The organism is Paenibacillus violae, assembly GCF_032461945.1.
Taxonomy (GTDB): domain Bacteria; phylum Bacillota; class Bacilli; order Paenibacillales; family NBRC-103111; genus Paenibacillus_E; species Paenibacillus_E violae.
In genome coordinates, this window is sequence record NZ_JAWCUD010000011.1 from 103,542 (window position 1) to 121,700 (window position 18,159).

Genomic DNA, 18,159 nt, shown 5'->3' on the forward strand with positions numbered 1-18,159 from the left:
CTCAGGTTGTCGGCGATCACACCTCCAGAGTAAGCTCCCAAGACAATTCCCGCATTAAGCCGGCGATATTAAGTGCGGAAGCCATATCCTTACTTTCCGGTGGGAAACGCCCGACGAGCAAGACTACATAGGATTTCAGACCGCGATGGCTTTGGGAATCCCGTTCCCCTAACATATTCGGAAATTTCGGTTGACAGGTATTCGTAATGACAATTAGAGCAGTTGCCGAAGCGATCTGCTCTGATTAAAGTTCCCATTGCACACCATCGTCTTACTTCATTAAAAGTTCGTTAATAAAAAAATAAACAGCCCCAGAAAAAACTAAAAGAAAGAAAATAATAGCCAGCGGGAGAAGTCCATCCATTTTTTGTTCGTATTTGTTTCTTTGTGAACTATTCATTTTAATTCACTCCTTGGTAATTAAACTTTTTTATAGTCATTGTTAAAATTTACTATTTGCATTATCAAGCTCATCTTTACGGATGAGAAAAGCTCCTCCTATGGCGATAAGCAAAGGACTTGCTACAATCGCACTACAGAGCAAAATAAAAGATATCAAAGCTGCCAATTGGTCCATCTCCTTTCAACTTTTTATGACATGAACCGTAATTCTGATTACTATCATAAAATTGAAATGGATGCATGTAACCAACCAATCACTCATTTTTTATGCCATCCACTAATGGTCCTTGTTCACAGAATGCTAACTGATAAAAACGAAAACATCGATTAATTTTCGTAGATAAATGGTATTATATATGTAAAATTTGTGCGGTTTGATTGAATATTCAAGGGGATATTAAGATGTGGAAACCTGATCGGAATAGTAAAAAAGCTCTTTACGAGCAAATTGCCGACCATCTAGAGCAAAGAATTTCATATGGGGAATTTCCTCCCGGCAGTTATCTGCCATCTGAGCGAAAGCTTGCTGAACAATTTGAAGTGAACCGCAGCACCGTCATTTCTGCTTTCGCCGAACTTCGATCCCTTGGGATTATCGAAAGCCGTACTGGCAGCGGAACTCAGGTAAGTACATCCAAATGGGGAGCTACTCCGAAGCATACTCCAAACTGGAGTCGGTTTGCCGAAGGAGGAAACTTTCTTCCGAACCTGCCCTTTTTGCGAAGGATCCGCGAAGCGTTAGCTCAAAATCCATCGCTGATTGATTTTGCGAGTCCTGAACTATCTGCAGATTTAGCACCCACAGATGAAATAGCTACATTAATGAGTAGAAACGCATATACATCCTATATGGGGTACGATAACCCTCAGGGTTCTACTCTATTAAGAGAAGCATTAGTAGAATTTCTGAACAATTATCGAAGCATTCCGACAACGGAATCCTCCATTCTTATCACATCGGGATCCCAGCAATCGTTATATTTAATCACTCAATGCCTGCTGTCACCTGGTGATGCAGTTGCTATTGAAGATCCTTCCTACTGCTATTCGCTGCCTATGTTTCAATCAGCTGGACTTCGATTGTTCCGCCTTCCGGTAGACAATCATGGCATAGAGCCAGAAGATATTCGCGCTTTATACAAAAAACATCGAATAAAGATGGTGTTCTTGAATCCGAGCTACCAGAACCCAACTGGTACGGTACTAAGTGAAGAAAGACGCAAACGTCTTCTTGATATCATTAGTGAATTAGGACTTCCTGTTGTGGAAGATGATCCGTATAGCTTAACATCTTTTGAAGGTGTCCCTCCTTTGCCACTCAAATCAATGGATACTACGGGCTCAATTCTATATATTGGCTCATTCTCCAAGATCGCAGCCCCCGGTTTACGGATAGGATGGATGGTAGCGCCTCGTTCCATTGTGGAACGACTAGCCGATGCTAGACAACAGATGGATTTTGGATTAAGCATCATTCCTCAGCTGGTAGCGGGACAATTTTTACAGTCATCTTATTTAGATCCCCATTTGGAGCGATTGCGTATCCAACTACAATTTAAACGGGATTTGCTTATCGAAGCACTGGAGAAGGAGCTTTCAGGTCTAATCGAATACGCGGCGCCAGAAGGAGGATTACATTTTTGGTGCAAATTGATCCCCAATATTCCGGACGCTAAATTGTTGGAAGAATCAATTAAGAAAGGAATTATATTTGTTCCCGGGAGTGTGTATGGTTCAGATTCGGGTTACGTGCGGTTTACATTCGCCAGAACGAAGCCGGAGGAGATTCACCTGGGGATAGCCAGATTTGCAAGGGCAATACGCGAGTTAAGTGAATGAAACTCATACCAAACAGGACTTTACAAAGGGAAAAAAGACGGTGTTTACTCTCGGAAAGTGGGAGTAAATACCGTCTTTTTCTATAGTGGTAAGGTATTTCCTGTAGTTATTGATACAGCCGTACATTTACCACCTACATTCAACAAATGTTTACTGCCCTCAACTTTCTTCCTGTTTTCTTTAAAATGGATTTTTAACTAATATGGGTTTAGATAATCTTTTATCTATGATTTTAACAAGCATGATAAGAAATAAGGCTAAAAAAACATAGTACATCTGATCCCACCATACGAGACTGTGAAGGATTCCAATCTTTATAAGAACTTGATTTACTATGTAAATAAATAAACCTGTTAGAATATATTTTATCCACTTCATTTTCCAATTGATTTTAACTATTAAGCAATAAATAAGGCTTGCACACAAATAGTAAATTGCTGAGAAGGCGATAGAGTCGCGACCCACATCTTCAAACCATCCAGGACGGTAGAAGCGATTCATGAAAAAGAGCATCGGAAGAATATGGGCACTCGCAGAAATGGAGCCAGTAATTAAATAAAGCATCAAATTGTGTTTGAATCCTATTGAAGGATGCAATATCCATTTATAAAAGATCTTGGCCAAACCAAAATACATGAGAAGACCTAATCCGGTATATTCTAATCTCCACCAGTGATGTGTATAGATATGGAGCTTTAAAAATAACCATTCAATCCCTACAAAGTATCCTGAAAAAAAGACGATCCAAAGCCAGTTTAAATGGAAAGTTGCTATCAAGGTTGCTATGACCGGTAAGGATAATGCGTTTGAGAAAAATGCTCCCAACTCACTATCATAAAAAGCATTATGCTTGATAATATTTGGCTTATAGTCATAGCTTCCTAAGAAATTAAAAATCATGGTCTCGATGATATAACCATACCCAACCATTGTTAAATAAAGAAACAGCGTTTGCGTGTTTCTTTTTTTTAATATTATAAAACAAAAAATCAGTGTGCTTGAAATAAGTAGAGCAAAAAACCAAAAAGAATTATGCACATCGTTCACTCCGATAATAGCCGAATACAAAAAATATGTTTTTCTAACATTTTTTATTATTGAAGATTCCCTGATTTATATACCTCTGTTGTTGAACTAACGTTCTGCGTTAGAAAACAAAGATAATCGTTAAATTCACATGAATTGGAAATACTACCTTGGCATCATCTCAAAACAATACAGTGAGGGCATGTTCATGGATAACTTTAATAATTTAAATAATAACTATCGGCGTTTCAAAGCGCATGTAAGTATTTTCGGGACAACCCAATTTCATTTGCGAAATCCGTATATTATGGCGTGGTGGTCGGCAGCTTTTCCTGGATTTGGGCACCTTTTGTTAAGTAAATACTTACGAGGATTGGTCCTTTTCATTTGGGAAGTGGTTGTTAATTACAATGCCAAAATCAATTTAGCTATGATTCATACATTTTGTGGAGATATTGAACTAGCTAAACAAACCTTGGATTCCAGATGGTTGTTAATGTATATTCCCGTTTATCTTTTTGCCATTTGGGACAGTTATCGGACTGCGGTCGACATGAACAAGGTGTATTTGCTCGCGGCACAAGAAAACGCTCCTTTTAATTCTTTCAGTCTAGGAGCACTAGAAATCAACTATTTGGACAAACGTAGTCCGATCATGTCTGTTTTTTGGTCGATATTTATGCCGGGACTTGGACATTTGCATATTCACCGTATTTTAGTAGCATTTTTTTCAATTACTTGGACAATTGTGTTCTTGTATTTTTCACATTTGCTCGAAGCCGTCCAGCTTCTTTTCTATGGTAAAATCCAAAATGCAACAGAAATATTGGACAAACAATGGCTGTTATATATGCCTTCCATGTGGGGGTTTTCTATTTTTGACTCCTATATCAATACCGTAGAAAATAACAAATTGTTCGAGAAAGAACAACAAGATTTCCTTGCCAAAAATTATCAAAACGTAGGATTCAAGGTTAAAAAAGGAAAGGTGGTGAGCTAATGTTGCAAATTTTCTCCACCTTTGAGCATTCAACATATCTAGAGTTAGCTATCAATGAGTTGGAAAAAAGCGGTGTGACCAAAGAAAACATTTTCGCTGTCCCTTTAACTAATCAAAAAGTGGAACGGAGAATTTTTGACTCCATTCATAATTCAGATGGGGTTTCACTAATAAGCACAGGAGCAGCATTGGGCACGGGATTTTCTGTCGTTGGAGCAAGTCTTGGATTTAAATTACAATGGGGGCCAATTTACTGGGGACTTATTGGAGCAGTAGGAGGATTTTTATTGGGATTTCTAATAGATCTTTTTATATATAAAGTAATAAAAAGGCGTAAGCAACTTCTGCGCGGGAAAAACGGGGAGGTTATCTTAATCGTGGAATGTGAAGATAACCAAGCAGATCGTATTGAAAATATCCTCTGGCATCACTTGGCATTAGGAATTGCAAGAGTTCAATGTTAACTAACGGTACAATGAAATACTTACTACATACACCGACTTGATAAATAATTGCTTCCTTCCAATGAAAACCACAGTATGCTATTGAAAATATTTCTCAAGCTATCGCGGTTAGGCCAAATAAGATCCAGGTGGCTGGACGGGCGACAGGTACTTCGCAAATAACAGGCATGAGTATTTTGCAAACAACAATCATCAATTCCATCATCACTGTAAGGAACCCCGCGGGTAATTCCACGGCTCTAACCATAACTCCTGTTGCAGGAGGAACAATGCCTGTTTCCGCACATCTCGTCATTACACAATTGTCTTAGTGATCATGAAAAGTCGGTTTCCATCCTGGGAGCCGGCTTTTGTTCGTTCAAGTCTTTAATACGTGCTCACCATGTTTATGCAACAACCCTTCATTTTCTTTTATCGTATCTCCTTTGTTATCCTTTCCAGACCTCAATAAAAATGTCTCAAAGAATCGTAGACACTTATAACAGCACTTGTCGAATGATTGATCCTAATTCCTTTATGCCTATTTTTTCCATAAATAGATCATAGTCTAGCTACATATGGCTAGTAGTCCATCCCGAAATTAAACTATCCACGTACAATAAACCATCTCTGTAGGGAGGTGTCATTATTGAGCTGCTTTGATGAAAAGAAACGCTGTAAAAAGAAAACAGTAATTGTTTGCCCTCCAAAAGGAAAAAGAAAAAAGCGTCGTCTTCGAGTAATTAAAAAAATTGTACAGGTATCATGTCCCGCACCTAAAGTGAATGTGACAACTCCGACGGTTGTTGGACCTACGGGGCCTCAAGGGCCTGTTGGTCCTGCCGGGGGTCCTCCAGGGCCAATAGGACCTGCCGGACCTCAAGGCCCTCCCGGGCCTGCCGGGGGACCTCCGGGACCCCAAGGACCACGCGGACCAGCCGGGCCTGCTGGCGGCCCCCAAGGTCCAATAGGACCACAAGGGCCGCAAGGAATACCTGGACCAGCTGGAGCTATGGGGCCACAAGGGGTTCCTGGTCTGGTTGGCCCAATGGGACCACAAGGTCCAGCGGGCTCAGAAGGACCAGCCGGACCAGTAGGACCTCGTGGACCTGCCGGAGGAGAAACGGGACCTCGTGGACCGGCTGGTCCAGCAGGGCCTCGAGGATTTGAAGGGCCAGCAGGACCACGTGGTCCTGCTGGGGCGCGAGGGCCACAAGGAGAAGCTGGAGCACGTGGACCGGCAGGAACACCAGGAGCTCAAGGTGCAACGGGTGCAACTGGAGCTCCGGGAACGCCAGGAGCTCAAGGTGCAACGGGTACAACTGGGGCTCCGGGAACGCCAGGAGCTCAAGGTGCAACGGGTTCAACTGGGGCTCCGGGAACGCCAGGAGCTCAAGGTGCAACGGGTTCAACTGGAGCTCCAGGAACGCCAGGAGCTCAAGGTGCGACGGGTGCAACGGGTGCTCCCGGAACGCCAGGAGCTCAAGGTGCAACGGGTACAACGGGTGCCCCCGGAACGCCAGGAGCTCAGGGAGCAACGGGTGCAACTGGAGCCCCGGGAACGCCAGGAGCTCAAGGTGCAACGGGTGCAACGGGTGCTCCTGGGCCAGGAGGAGGGGGATTAATTCCATTTTCAACGGGAATCATCCTCAGTGGCGCTACAGTAGTATCCGCTGCTCCGATTTTAATGGGTTTTGGTAACCATACGGTTGAAGTTATTGGCGGAGGTGGACAATCAACCAGTCCACCCGAAGCAGGTGGCTTTGCTTTCCCAATCCCCTTTAATGGTACCGTTCAAAATTTACAAATAAGTGCAGATTTATTGGTTGCATCTGTGGTTTCTATCAATACACTAGGTCTTCAATATGACTTTACAGTATTCCTTGCACCGTCAGCTCCTAATAATGGGATTGATCATCTATCTTCACCTTACGTGACAACTGCATTAACTAGTTCACTCAGATTTGGATTTCCAAATAATATTATTACAGCTGGTACTTTCCGTAGCGCAACGAATCTAAATGTTGGCGGATTTTTAAATGTCTCTGCCGGTGATCGTATTGGTATTCGTGTAAGGACACTTGCGTCGACGGATGCCTCAGCAGCTGATATCACACAGCTGTCATTTAGTGCCAGTCTATCTTACACTCCTTCATAATAAATCTCTACTGCTCCACTGCTCCTCTTTCTAATTAACAAATGGAGTAACACTGGCACTTCCTTAGCCAGTGTTACTCCATGTGCTTACTTATGTGTTGACTGATGACTATGATGGTTTATTGCAGAATGAATATGTAATAAAAAACTCACCCTTTTTATTGTATATGATACATTCAAACGTGTGCCAAACAGCGGCTTCATTAACCATATTCACTTGCCTTTTCCATCTTCCTAATTCTTCAAGCAGCTACTTCAACACCCTTAAGGGGTCTTATGCTCCATAAGATAAAGAACGAGACGATCACAATTTCCAGACTTGCCCAATAAACTTCACGAAACCCAGCAAACTGAGCAATGATACCTCCACCTAAATTTCCTACTAACCTTCCGATAATAGACCCGTTGTAATAAATCGATGTAGATAGTCCTGGTGAATTTGGAATCAGTTCCGTAAAATAGCTTAATCCATTGCCCATAACAATAGCGACAAATGCCGCCTGTAAGAGCTGTGCTGCAATCAACTGCCAGGAATCGGTAGAAACACTTAAAATAATGTTGTAGAGTATAGCAATTAAACATGCGCTGATCATCAAAGAATGGTTCGATATTTTCCTACTTACGGCGCCTAACAAGAACATAATGGGAATTTCTAAACCAGCACATATACTTACAACCATTCCAACATTGGCATACGTACCATGAAGCTCGTTGACAATAAATAATGGGGTAACAACCCCATTAATGGCATTGACCGCAAATAGAAAGATGAAGGCAATTAAAGGATAATAAATCTGACTACGTTTGAGTGTAGTTGCGCTAGAACCCAATCTCTTTTTTTGAGTGGCTCCTTTTTTAGGCAGAAAAATAAAAACAAGAGATGCAATTGTGAGAAAAATAGCAGAAGTCCCTAAAAAGAGTCCCTTATATCCAATAGTTCCTAATATGATTGTTCCGATTAAAGGTCCTACCAAGAAGCCGAGAGAGACAAGTGAACGTAAAGTGGACATCGCAAAAGTCTTGTCATCGGAGTTGCTTTCATTTGCCGATTCCTGAGTGTATGCGTAAATTTGCGGCATAGCGGCAGCCCTCGATCCCCTCATCAAGTGCCATAGGAACCAAATCGTCCTCAATCATCCGAAACAACAGATTGTACCGCGGCTGAACGCTTACGATCCTGGCATAATTTTTCCGCTCCGCAATGCCGTTTGCTTTTGCGACCTGCCAGGCCCGCCAGTTCGAGATTCCGATGTAACGAACTTTTCCTTGTTGGATAAGGTCGTCTAACGCGCGCAGTGTTTCTTCCATGGGCGTGTCTTTATCGTATTGGTGTGCTTGGTAAAGGTCTAGATAGTCCGTCTTAAAGCGGCGCAAACTGTCCTCGACCGCTGTGAAGATATGCTTCCTGCTCAAGCCCTTCTCGTTGGGGCCAGGTCCCATCGCGCCAAAACACTTTGTCGCAAGTACCAGCTTGTCTCGTCTACCTTGCAGCCACTCCCCGATGATCGACTCGGTTGCGCCGTCGACGGCATGCGATTGCCTTCCGATCGGATACACATCGGCCGTGTCAATGAAATTCACGCCAGTCTCATAGGCTTTGTCCAAAATTTCGAAGGAAGCCTTTTTATCCGCTTGGTTGCCAAAGGTCATTGTCCCCAGACACAAATTGGTTACCTTTAATCCTGTCCTTCCTAATGAACGAATCTCCATTTGATCACCTCTCTTGATGGGTAGGCCGAATAGCTAATTATTTCTCGGATGTAAATACGTCTTTTGCAAACATAATGGCTGACATTGCTTTCGGCCAACCTGCATAGAAGGCAAGATGGGTCATCGCTTCGATCAGCTCTTCTTCCGACAGACCGTTTTGTTTGGCTAAATGTAAATGGTTTTTCAGCTGCTGCGTATTTCCACCAGTAATTAGGCTCGCTACGGTAATCAAACTGCGGTCACGTGGAGAAAGTCCCTCGCGCTTCCATACATCTCCAAACAATACCTCGTCAGTTAGTTCAACCAACTTAGGCGCGAAATCTCCGATCGCCTTCTGAGCAATAGTAAGTTCTTTGGAATCTGACATTTTAATCGCTCCCTTTCCTACTTATTATGCTACACTTTTAAAAGTCATCGTTATCCCATTCGTCTCAAATGATTGCCTAATCCTCTCGTCACTACTTTCGCAATTGAAGATTGTTATACTATAATGAGAACATCAAAGGTCAACACGTAAGGAGGACAGGATGACAGGACAAATTGATCACCTACAGAATGAACTTGCTGAATTGATTGAACGACATGCGGGTCAAGACGGTGTTTATGAGACGGTGATTCCTTCATTATTTATTGTTCGTGCCTCGCAAGTGTCTCAGCCTGTTTACAGGGTATACAAACCTTGCTTTTGTTTCATCGCTCGAGGTTTTAAAGACGTGCTACTGGCCCAGGAGCGATTTGAGTATGGTCCTGCTGACTATCTGGTTTCTTCTATGAATTTGCCGGTGATCGGTCACGTCATAAAGGCTTCTCCCGATGAACCATATCTTAGCTTAAAGCTGGAATTTACACAGAATCAAATATTAGAGATATTAAATGAAGGAAACATTCAAATCGACCAGCAAGAGGGTACCAAACGTGCGATGTTTGTCGGCGAGATCGAGTTTTCCATATTGGATGCGATTATGAGATTGTCTCGTTTAATGGACAAACCGAAAGACATTCCGTTTCTGGCTCCCTACTACACGAAAGAAATTTTATACAGACTTCTTCAAGGGCAGTATGGTTCTACTCTGGCCCAAATCGCGATGGAAGGTAGCAGCACCTACCGGATCCGGGAGGCTATCGATCAAATTATCCATCATATGGATAAGCCTTTACGAATCGAGGAGCTTGCGGAATTAGCCAATATGGGGACTTCTACTTTCCACAGACACTTCAAGGAAGTAACTGCCATGAGTCCGCTTCAATTTCAAAAACAGCTGAGATTGCAGGAAGCCCGGCGCCTATTACTGTCTGAATCAACGGATGCCGCTGATGTTGCTTTCCGAGTAGGCTATGAAAGTGCATCGCAGTTCAGCCGTGAATATTCTCGTATGTTTGGTTTTCCACCTAGAGAAGATATAAAGCGCTTGAAGGCGGGCTACGACCAACGGGTCCACGCGTAAAGCAAGAAAAAGAGGGAGCAGTAGCTTAGGCGACTGCTCCCTCTTTTACGTTACTCATGTGGTAGCGAGAGGTTTAGGCAAACATTTGAGACGATTGGGATAACGATCGTTTTATCATTTGATGCATAATAAGAATGTAAAAAGAGTGGCTCTTATGGATATCATTAGGTTGACTAGCACATAATCATAAAAAACTGGAGGACTTTATATGCAAAAAGTAACTTTCAATAATGGTGTTGAAATGCCTATACTCGGTTTTGGAGTTTTCCAGATTGCAGATCAAAATGAATGTGAACAAAGCGTTTATGACGCTATTGTGGCAGGTTATCGGCTGATTGATACCGCTGCCTCTTATCTAAATGAAGAAGCAGTCGGCAGAGGGATTAAACGCAGTGGGGTAGCACGAGAGGAATTATTTATTACAACGAAGCTTTGGGTTCAGGATACTGGATATGAGCGCACAAAAAAGGCATTTGAAAAGTCGCTGCAAAGATTACAATTGGATTATTTGGATTTGTATTTAATCCATCAGCCATTCGGCGATGTGCATGGTTCTTGGCGGGCTATGGAAGAATTGCATCGTGAAGGAAAGATCCGTGCCATTGGCGTTAGTAACTTCCATGAAGATCGTCTGATCGATCTAATCATTCATAATGAAGTCATTCCTGCAGTAAACCAGGTTGAAACACATCCTTTCAACCAACAAATCGAAAATGCAAAATTCATGAAAGAGAATCACGTTCAGATCGAATCTTGGGCGCCTTTTGCTGAAGGAAAAAATAACTTGTTCCAGAATGAGCTATTGGTAAATATAGCTGAAAAATATCATAAATCGGTTGCTCAGGTCGTTTTACGTTGGTTGACACAACGAGAAGTCGTTGTGATTCCAAAGTCTGTCCGTAAAGAAAGAATTATTGAAAACTTTGACATCTTTGATTTTAATTTAAGCCAAGCGGATATGGAGTCCATTACTACGCTAGATACGAAACAGAGCCTGTTCTTTTCGCATCGCGATCCTGAAATGGTGAAATGGCTTGGTAACCGCAAACTCGATATCTAACTTTTGACGCTCATAGTGATTGGTGCTGTGAAATTCCATAATTAATTAGAAAACGGAGCCCGCAAACCTGCGGCGCTCCGTTTTTGTAATCGCTTTGCGATAAACAACCCCCTACGGGGTTACATCAACTTCTTTCGAAACAAGAGATTCTTTGTTTTTCTGAGCAATGATAGCTCCGCTCTCCATAGAGATTCAACATTCTGTCATTCCTCTTCAAACAACCGTTCACCTTTATGCAATCTCCAGGCAATTTTGGCCGTATGCGGGAGCTCACGCGCGGTTGGCGCATGTGCTGCCAGATATCGAGTACAGGCGAGCAGCATCGTTTCTTTGGCCTTTTCCGCAAAAGAGCCCTTCACCGCTTGCCAGTGATTGTATTCAGCCACTGAGGCTTCATACATTTGGAAAGTGTGGAATTCAGCATCCTCTCGCAGCAGCGCATGGCCGAGCGTATTAAGAAGCGCTCCAGGATCGCCACCACCATGTATGTAGTCCACAACCCATTGCGCGGCTGGCCCAACCTGTTGGCGCAGATCGAGCAAATCGAGCATCTCTCGATGATCGGTTGGCGTGGCGGAGCTGGACGGCTTCGGCCGCGCAGCTGTCGGTACGTTTAAGAAACGGTCCAGATATACACTGACGGCTCCATGAAAAATGGCCCTCTGCAGATGAGGTTCATCCGATTGCAGCAGTCTTTCATGTACGGCGTGAGCATAGGTGAACGTGTGAAGTACGGCAATCCAATCGCGAAAGTCATTCTGCGTATGGAAACGAACGATCCGTTCCGCGGCGGCCAAAGCAACGATCTGAGCCAACTGCGCCGGAGCCGTTCCCGATATAAGTAGGTCGCGCAGCAAAGTGATCGTCTGCTCCGGCGTATCGCTTAGCAACTGCTGCAGCAATTGCTGTTCCATTTCCACTGAAAGAGCTGTTTGCTGCCTTGACCCATCCGCGGGCTTCGCATTATGCTCCAGCTCAATGATCGCTTGTTTGATCGGCTCTACGAGGTTAACCGGTACCTGCCACTGGTGCAGCTCCTCGCTCCGTGTAGGACTAGCCATCATTGGGACGAGTGAAGTTAAAATCCGCTCCTTTTGTACCACATCCGCCCACTCCAGCGCCTCAAAAGCTTTGTTATGGAAATCAAACACATGGCCGCCATCCAAGTAAAAGTGATCTGTTGCGGCAGCAAGCATCATTTCCGAAAGGCGCTTCGTGTCAATGCCTTTCATAATAGCGGTCAATAGCACTTTCTCAGCGCCCTGCGTATCCCGCACCTCAATACAATTGCGATACCACTCGGTCAACCGTTCGAATGGCACGTCAGTCGATGGCAGCGCCGACAGCAAGTGGCGGACTCCTCGCCCCGAGCTGCCACGAGCAACATGAACAAGGCCTTGGTATAAGGCAAGTATTTTTCCATTCTTGTCTAGTTTATCGACGATTTGCGCCATCGCTGTGAGAATCGTAAGTCCAGCGTTCCAACCCGCTCCATATGTCGTCCCGAATTCGATGCCAATGCGGGCGATGTCTTGCTCCGGCACGCCAGCTTCAATCAGTCCGACAACCGCTTTCGCAATAACGATGCCGATATTTTGCTCGAGCCCTTCTTTCAGTCTAATCTTATATTTCTCCGCACCTTCTACCCTTCTAGAAACCGGATTTACCCATACTTCGCCGCCATCGACGCGCACTTCATAAGACGGCACATCATCTGCCCACGGATCAAGCGTACCGCCGCTGCAGACATCGAACCGGGCATGATGCCAATGGCACGTCAAAATCCCGTCGCATAGGCTCCCCATATGGAGAGGAAATCCTAAATGCGGGCATCGGTTGTCTACGGCATATACTTGGTCCTCATGATAGAAGACAGCGATACCTCCTCGAATAACCTTTTTGCCCACTAGCTTAAGCGCTTCCAATTCACCTGCTGATATCCAGTTTAAACTGACATTCATCGATACAGCCTCCTTTATTTTTCAAGCTGCACTCCAAACTACAACAGTCGCTTTTGGTCAGAACTTATTCATTTTAATTATACGCTAGAAGATCCGTCTGATGGAGCAGGAAGTAAAGATTTTGTCATCGCATCACGAATTGCCTGTCACCGTATCCATCATTACCAATCGATTGGTTTTCCATCTCTAAAAAATCCTCCTTGCGGTCCATCAGGCCCAATCGTTGCTAACCAAAGAATAGACTCCGCTGCTTGCTTAGGTGTTCTAGGAGCAGCTGGGCCACCCATATCAGAGCTCACCCATCCCGGACAGACGGCATTGATTTTAATATCGCCCTGGATTTCTGCAGCTATCAATTGCGTCAATGCATTAAGGGCAAGCTTGGACAACTTGTATGCACCGACTCCACGCTCCGACATTTCGTTCATCATTCCATATTCCGATGATATATTAATGATTCTTCCATAGCTCCTTTTTTCCATGAGCGGTATAAAGGAACGGATGACATGGTAAACACCGAAGAAATTCGTTGACATCGTTTTCTCCAGAATAGAAGGATCCATCGTCAACAACAGTTCATTCTCATCCAGATACACGCCGGCATTATTAATCAAAACGTCTAATCTTCCAAATGTTTTTTTTACAATCAGCGAGGCTTGATGGATACTCACTTGATCATCGATATCCATTTGTACAAAAGAAACGTCTAAATCAGAATGTTTAAGGCTTTGAGCTGCTTCATGACCTTTTTCTTGATCGCGACTCGTTAAAATAACCCGAAAACCATTCAAAGCCAATTGTTTGACAAGCTCAAATCCAATACCCCGGTTCGCGCCTGTGACAAGGGCTACTTGTTTATTGTGCGACATTGAAATCCCCCACTTCCAGCCCCCTAGAAATCGTCGTTGACTTAATCCTTTTGCTTAAGTTTGTTACAATCATACTTTCTCCTCCCTAAGACTGGTATTGCTCGTCACTGACTTTTTCCATCCAATCAACAGCTTTTCCATTCAGTCGCTCTTGAATCGCTATATGCGTCATAGCTGTGGTCGGCGAAGCTCCATGCCAGTGTTTCTCACCAGGCGGAAACCAAACAACGTCACCGGGACTAATTTCCTCGATCTGGCCTCCCCAGCGTTGAACCCGTCCCTTTCCAGCCGTTACGATTAACGTCTGACCCAGTGGATGCGTATGCCATGCTGTCCGCGCACCTGGCTCGAACGTAACACTTGCCCCTGCTACACGTGCAGGATCTGCTGCTTCAATCAGTGGATCAATGCGAACCGTGCCAGTGAAATATTCAGATGGTCCTTTACCCGAAGGCACAGACCCGACTTTTCTAATTTCCATTTTCTATATTCCTCCATTAGAATTAAGTATTTTTTTTCGTGTGGTTTAAAACGCCTACAGTCTCCACCTTCCTAATGAGGACGATGTAGGCAACGATTGCCAATAAACTAGTTGTAAATATAACGATTCCAAAAGGGACTGCTGAATACTCTCCTGCGATTCCCACAAGAGGCGAAGTTACTGCTCCTAGAGCGAATTGAAAAGTCCCTATAACGGCAGACGCACTCCCCGCCATTTGTCCATGCGATTCCATCGCTAAGGTAATAGAAACCGGCCCAATGATCCCAATGGATACTGCAAATAAGAAGGTTGAAACAAATACTGCCAGTAAAGATCCATGAGAGAGAACTGTAATCAGGAGTGCGGAAGTAGAAATAAGGGACAGCAATAAACCGATACGAATTATATTGCGCTCTGTCAGCAGGTCAGCCATACGTTTGACTATTTGAGCTCCAATCATAATGGCAAGTCCGTTCATCGCAAACAGGATTGAAAATATTCCCGGCGACACACCATAAATGTTCTGATAAATAAACGGCGTGCCGGCAACAAAGGCAAATACACCAGCGAACAAAATACCATTTACAAGCGCATATCCCATAAATGTTCGATCGTGAAACAGACGACTGTAGTTTCTCATTAATTCCTTGACGGTTCCCTGGACACGATGCTGATCTGGTAAACTTTCCTCTAACCCCCAGTTTGTAATCCCAGTTAATAGTATTCCTAGAAGCCCCAAAAAAACAAACACACCAACCCATGAACTGAACGATGTAACGGTACTTCCGGCATTTGGGGATATTAATGGAGCGATATTGCTGATCATCGTAAGCAGAGAGATAAATTTCGTCAATTGGATCCCATTATATCTGTCCCGAGCAATCGCACGAGAAATCACAAGTCCGGCCGATGCTGCCACCCCTTGGACGAAGCGTAAAATGATAAAAGATTCAATATTGGGTACTAAAGCACAACCAAACGATGAAACAATATAAAGAACCATGGAGATCAGCAACGGCGCACGTCTTCCATACCTATCACTCAAAGGTCCCATGACCATCTGGCCTAAGCCTAAACCTAGTAGGCTGGCTGTTAAACTAGCTTGAATCATGGATGCGTTACTTCCGAAAAAATCCATGATTTGCGGAAGTGACGAGAGATACATATCGACTGTAAATGGTCCCAATGCGGAAAATGCCGCCAATATTAAAGCCAATCGGAGGGAATGATTTTTAAGTTTATCGTACATTCGTCTATAAAGTCGATATGTCGATAACGAATCGGTATCGCACGTCACTACGCAAAATTCGCTCATACGCTTCGTCTATTTGCTCGGCACGGATAATCTCAATTTGAGGCAGAATGCCATGCGCGGCAGCAAAATCAAGCATCTCTTGTGTTTCCGCAAGTCCACCAACCAAGGACCCCGCAATGCTGCGGCGACTCATGATTAGGGAGAACACGTTGTATTGACTCGGTTCCGCGGGTGCTCCGACATTAACAAGCGTTCCGTCCACACGAAGTAGCGATAAATACGAGTCGACGTCAATGTTGGCGGATACGGTGTTGAGAATCAGGTCGAATCGGCCGGCTAGCATTTTAAAGGTTTCAGGATCAAGCGTTGAAAAATAATAATCCGCACCAAAACTTAGCGCTTCGTTTTCCTTATCTTTCGCACGGCTTAACACTGTAACTTCTGCTCCCATCGCATGCGCGAATTGTATCGCGACGTGGCCCAAGCCACCCATCCCCAGAATAGCTACCTTTTTTCCTGGACCGGCATTCCAACGTTTCAAAGGGGAGTAAGTGGTAATACCGGCACACAAAAGCGGACTGGCTGCATCTAACTCCATGCCATCCGGGATATGCACAACGAACCTCTCAGTAACAACAATGTTTTGGCTGTAACCGCCATAGGTTGGATTGCCATCATAGTCCAAGGAGTTATAGGTAGCTACAAAGCCTTTCGAACAATGCTGCTCCTCTCCTCGGAGGCAATATTCGCACTCTCCGCAAGAGTCCACATAGCAGCCAACACCAACGCGGTCACCTACAGCAAATTTCGTCACCTTCTCTCCAACGGCCGTTACAACCCCAGTAATTTCATGACCAGGCACCATCGGGAAAATCCCGCCTGCCCAATCCCCGTGTGCACTATGAATATCGGAATGACAAATGCCGCTAAATTTAATATCAATCGACAGGTCATCCGGTCGTAATTGTCGTCTTTCAATCGTAGTCTTTTCAAATGGCGCTTTGGCCGCTGGAACACTTAGAACGTGAGTTTTGCACATGTGTGTTGTCTCCCTTCAATGAAGCAGATTAAGACGATTAATCAATTCGATTTGATTAGCGAAATAAATTTGATTAACCAACTAGTGTCTATTATTATATTATTAGGCACGTAAGTTCAATGGTTAAAAAAACGCAATCTGTTGATATATCAACAGAACTGCGGAATGTGTTAAGTATCTTAGAAAGTTTGGTGAATATACAATGGCTAAAACAGATCGGCGCATCCTTAAAACGCAGGAAGCTCTGAAAAAAGCTGTTATCGAACTGATGGCTGAAAAAAATTTCGATGATATAACCATTCAGGATATTTCAGATCGGGCTAACCTAAATCGAGGAACCATTTATCTTCATTATCAGGATAAATTTGATTTATTGGATAAACTCATTCAAACACACCTCAATGAATTAGGGGAGATGGATGAATGGGCTTGTAAGCTGGATTGGAACGAGGCTCTTGTACCCTACTTTGAATATTTCGAGAAAAATTATTTGTTTTTCTCAACCATGCTTGCAAGTACTGGGAACCCAGCTGCATTTCGAGCTCGGCTTCTTGCTTCTTTTATAGAAGGATTCAAGGGTGAAATTGACAGAGACAGCGGAAGAAATACAGATTTACTGGATGATGTCATGTTGCAATATGCAGGTACCGCTTATGCAGGCGTGATTGAATGGTGGATCAGAAACGGCATGCCCTATCCGCCTCAAGTTATGACTAAACAAGTTGGCACCTTGTTAGGGAGAAGTTTGTAGGTTAAGCTGCTTCCAAAGGAAACGGCAGCCGATCAATGAGCGGCTGCCGTTTCGTCTTCATAATTTATAGTTTTTCCTATGATTCCTTATGTTTATAACCGTCAACGATTAGATCTAACTTTCCTGTTTCCGGGTCGATTACAAGGCCATGAACTGGAATGTTTTTTGGCAGGAGGGGATGGTTTTTGACCGTTTGCACGCTTCCTTTGACGGAATCCTCAACACTATCGAAACCGTGCAGCCACTGTTGCAAATTAATTCCGGAACTTTCGAGGGTTTCGATAGTTTCGGAAGATATGCCGTTCTCCATCATCTTATTAATCGTTTCGCCAGGGTCAATACAGCTCATCCCGCAATCATGATGCCCGACCACAAACACTTCGTCTGCATTTAATTCATATACAGCGACAATTACGCTACGCATAACGCTGCCGAATGGGTGCAATACAATCGCTCCAGCATCTTTAATGATTTTGGAATTCCCATCCTTTATATTTAATGCTCGGGGTAGGAGCTCAGTAAGTCTTGAGTCCATACAAGTAATAACAACCATCTTTCTCTCTTTGAACCTAGATGTTTTATATTTTTCAAATTCCCTCTTATCTACGAACTCCGAGTTAAAGTGTAACATATCATAAAGTCGATCCAAGCTTCTCACCTCAATTTCTCTTTTTATACCTAACAATCTTATCATAACCTACAAAGCACTCTCAACATGTAA

The 18,159-nt window shown here is 43.7% G+C and carries 19 protein-coding genes; 7 read left to right on the plus strand and 12 right to left on the minus strand.

Annotation, left to right across the window (positions count from 1 at the left end; all coding sequences use genetic code 11):
• Window positions 1-442: 442 nt before the first annotated feature.
• Window positions 443-568: a hypothetical protein gene (locus RQP52_RS26790; protein ID WP_315954679.1), complete on the minus strand. Its 126-nt coding sequence runs from the start codon at window positions 566-568 to the stop codon at window positions 443-445.
• A gap of 236 nt (window positions 569-804) precedes the next feature.
• On the opposite strand from RQP52_RS26790, the gene pdxR reads away from it, so the two are divergent.
• Complete coding sequence (gene pdxR / locus RQP52_RS26795) at window positions 805-2,241, plus strand: MocR-like pyridoxine biosynthesis transcription factor PdxR (protein ID WP_315954680.1); 1,437 nt, start codon at window positions 805-807, stop codon at window positions 2,239-2,241.
• Between the two features lie 180 nt (window positions 2,242-2,421).
• Here pdxR and RQP52_RS26800 read toward each other — a convergent pair whose 3' ends face one another.
• On the minus strand, window positions 2,422-3,279 hold the full coding sequence (locus tag RQP52_RS26800) for a hypothetical protein (protein ID WP_315954681.1): 858 nt from the start codon (window positions 3,277-3,279) through the stop codon (window positions 2,422-2,424).
• Window positions 3,280-3,475: 196 nt separating this feature from the next.
• Between RQP52_RS26800 and RQP52_RS26805 the strand changes: the two genes are divergently transcribed.
• Both RQP52_RS26805 and RQP52_RS26810 read left to right on the plus strand, forming a co-directional pair.
• A complete protein-coding gene (locus tag RQP52_RS26805; protein ID WP_315954682.1) occupies window positions 3,476-4,267 on the plus strand; it encodes a hypothetical protein in 792 nt (263 codons plus the stop codon).
• Window positions 4,268-4,269: 2 nt separating this feature from the next.
• Window positions 4,270-4,731, plus strand: coding sequence for a hypothetical protein (locus RQP52_RS26810; protein WP_315954881.1), 462 nt, complete (start codon window positions 4,270-4,272; stop codon window positions 4,729-4,731).
• 94 nt (window positions 4,732-4,825) lie between these two features.
• Here RQP52_RS26810 and RQP52_RS26815 read toward each other — a convergent pair whose 3' ends face one another.
• Window positions 4,826-5,026: a hypothetical protein gene (locus RQP52_RS26815; protein ID WP_315954683.1), complete on the minus strand. Its 201-nt coding sequence runs from the start codon at window positions 5,024-5,026 to the stop codon at window positions 4,826-4,828.
• A 465-nt stretch (window positions 5,027-5,491) separates the two neighbouring features.
• On the opposite strand from RQP52_RS26815, the gene RQP52_RS26820 reads away from it, so the two are divergent.
• A complete protein-coding gene (locus tag RQP52_RS26820) occupies window positions 5,492-6,868 on the plus strand; it encodes a hypothetical protein (protein WP_315954684.1) in 1,377 nt (458 codons plus the stop codon).
• Between the two features lie 241 nt (window positions 6,869-7,109).
• Here RQP52_RS26820 and RQP52_RS26825 read toward each other — a convergent pair whose 3' ends face one another.
• Genes RQP52_RS26825 through RQP52_RS26835 form a run of 3 tightly spaced genes read right to left on the minus strand, consistent with a single transcriptional unit; the run spans window position 7,110 to window position 8,944 of the window.
• On the minus strand, window positions 7,110-7,946 hold the full coding sequence (locus RQP52_RS26825) for an MFS transporter (protein WP_315954685.1): 837 nt from the start codon (window positions 7,944-7,946) through the stop codon (window positions 7,110-7,112).
• Window positions 7,906-8,577: an aldo/keto reductase gene (locus RQP52_RS26830; protein ID WP_315954686.1), complete on the minus strand. Its 672-nt coding sequence runs from the start codon at window positions 8,575-8,577 to the stop codon at window positions 7,906-7,908. Before RQP52_RS26830 ends, RQP52_RS26825 begins: the two co-directional genes overlap by 41 nt.
• 37 nt (window positions 8,578-8,614) lie before the next feature.
• Window positions 8,615-8,944 (minus strand): carboxymuconolactone decarboxylase family protein, encoded by a 330-nt coding sequence (locus RQP52_RS26835; RefSeq protein WP_315954687.1) that lies wholly within the window; start codon window positions 8,942-8,944, stop codon window positions 8,615-8,617.
• Between the two features lie 160 nt (window positions 8,945-9,104).
• On the opposite strand from RQP52_RS26835, the gene RQP52_RS26840 reads away from it, so the two are divergent.
• Window positions 9,105-10,022: an AraC family transcriptional regulator gene (locus RQP52_RS26840; RefSeq protein ID WP_315954688.1), complete on the plus strand. Its 918-nt coding sequence runs from the start codon at window positions 9,105-9,107 to the stop codon at window positions 10,020-10,022.
• A gap of 208 nt (window positions 10,023-10,230) precedes the next feature.
• Window positions 10,231-11,082 carry an aldo/keto reductase gene (locus RQP52_RS26845; protein ID WP_315954689.1) on the plus strand — a complete coding sequence of 284 codons (852 nt, stop codon included), beginning with the start codon at window positions 10,231-10,233 and terminating at the stop codon, window positions 11,080-11,082.
• Between the two features lie 203 nt (window positions 11,083-11,285).
• Here the strand turns inward: RQP52_RS26845 and RQP52_RS26850 are convergent, their stop codons facing one another.
• The 5 genes from RQP52_RS26850 to RQP52_RS26870 all read right to left on the minus strand — a co-directional run bounded on the left by RQP52_RS26850 (window position 11,286) and on the right by RQP52_RS26870 (window position 16,687).
• Window positions 11,286-13,043 (minus strand): Rieske (2Fe-2S) protein, encoded by a 1,758-nt coding sequence (locus RQP52_RS26850; RefSeq protein WP_315954690.1) that lies wholly within the window; start codon window positions 13,041-13,043, stop codon window positions 11,286-11,288.
• A 161-nt stretch (window positions 13,044-13,204) separates the two neighbouring features.
• Window positions 13,205-13,912 carry an SDR family oxidoreductase gene (locus tag RQP52_RS26855; RefSeq protein ID WP_315954691.1) on the minus strand — a complete coding sequence of 236 codons (708 nt, stop codon included), beginning with the start codon at window positions 13,910-13,912 and terminating at the stop codon, window positions 13,205-13,207.
• An 85-nt stretch (window positions 13,913-13,997) separates the two neighbouring features.
• Entirely contained in the window at window positions 13,998-14,393 is a 396-nt protein-coding gene (locus RQP52_RS26860) for a (R)-mandelonitrile lyase (protein WP_315954692.1), read from the minus strand.
• Between the two features lie 22 nt (window positions 14,394-14,415).
• Window positions 14,416-15,642: a multidrug effflux MFS transporter gene (locus RQP52_RS26865; RefSeq protein ID WP_315954693.1), complete on the minus strand. Its 1,227-nt coding sequence runs from the start codon at window positions 15,640-15,642 to the stop codon at window positions 14,416-14,418.
• 4 nt (window positions 15,643-15,646) lie between these two features.
• On the minus strand, window positions 15,647-16,687 hold the full coding sequence (locus RQP52_RS26870) for an NAD(P)-dependent alcohol dehydrogenase (RefSeq protein WP_315954694.1): 1,041 nt from the start codon (window positions 16,685-16,687) through the stop codon (window positions 15,647-15,649).
• Between the two features lie 202 nt (window positions 16,688-16,889).
• Between RQP52_RS26870 and RQP52_RS26875 the strand changes: the two genes are divergently transcribed.
• Entirely contained in the window at window positions 16,890-17,438 is a 549-nt protein-coding gene (locus RQP52_RS26875) for a TetR/AcrR family transcriptional regulator (protein WP_315954695.1), read from the plus strand.
• Between the two features lie 76 nt (window positions 17,439-17,514).
• Here RQP52_RS26875 and RQP52_RS26880 read toward each other — a convergent pair whose 3' ends face one another.
• The gene (locus RQP52_RS26880; protein WP_315954882.1) at window positions 17,515-18,087 is read right to left on the minus strand and encodes a beta-class carbonic anhydrase; all 573 of its coding nucleotides are present in this window, start codon (window positions 18,085-18,087) and stop codon (window positions 17,515-17,517) included.
• Between the last annotated feature and the right edge of the window lie 72 nt (window positions 18,088-18,159).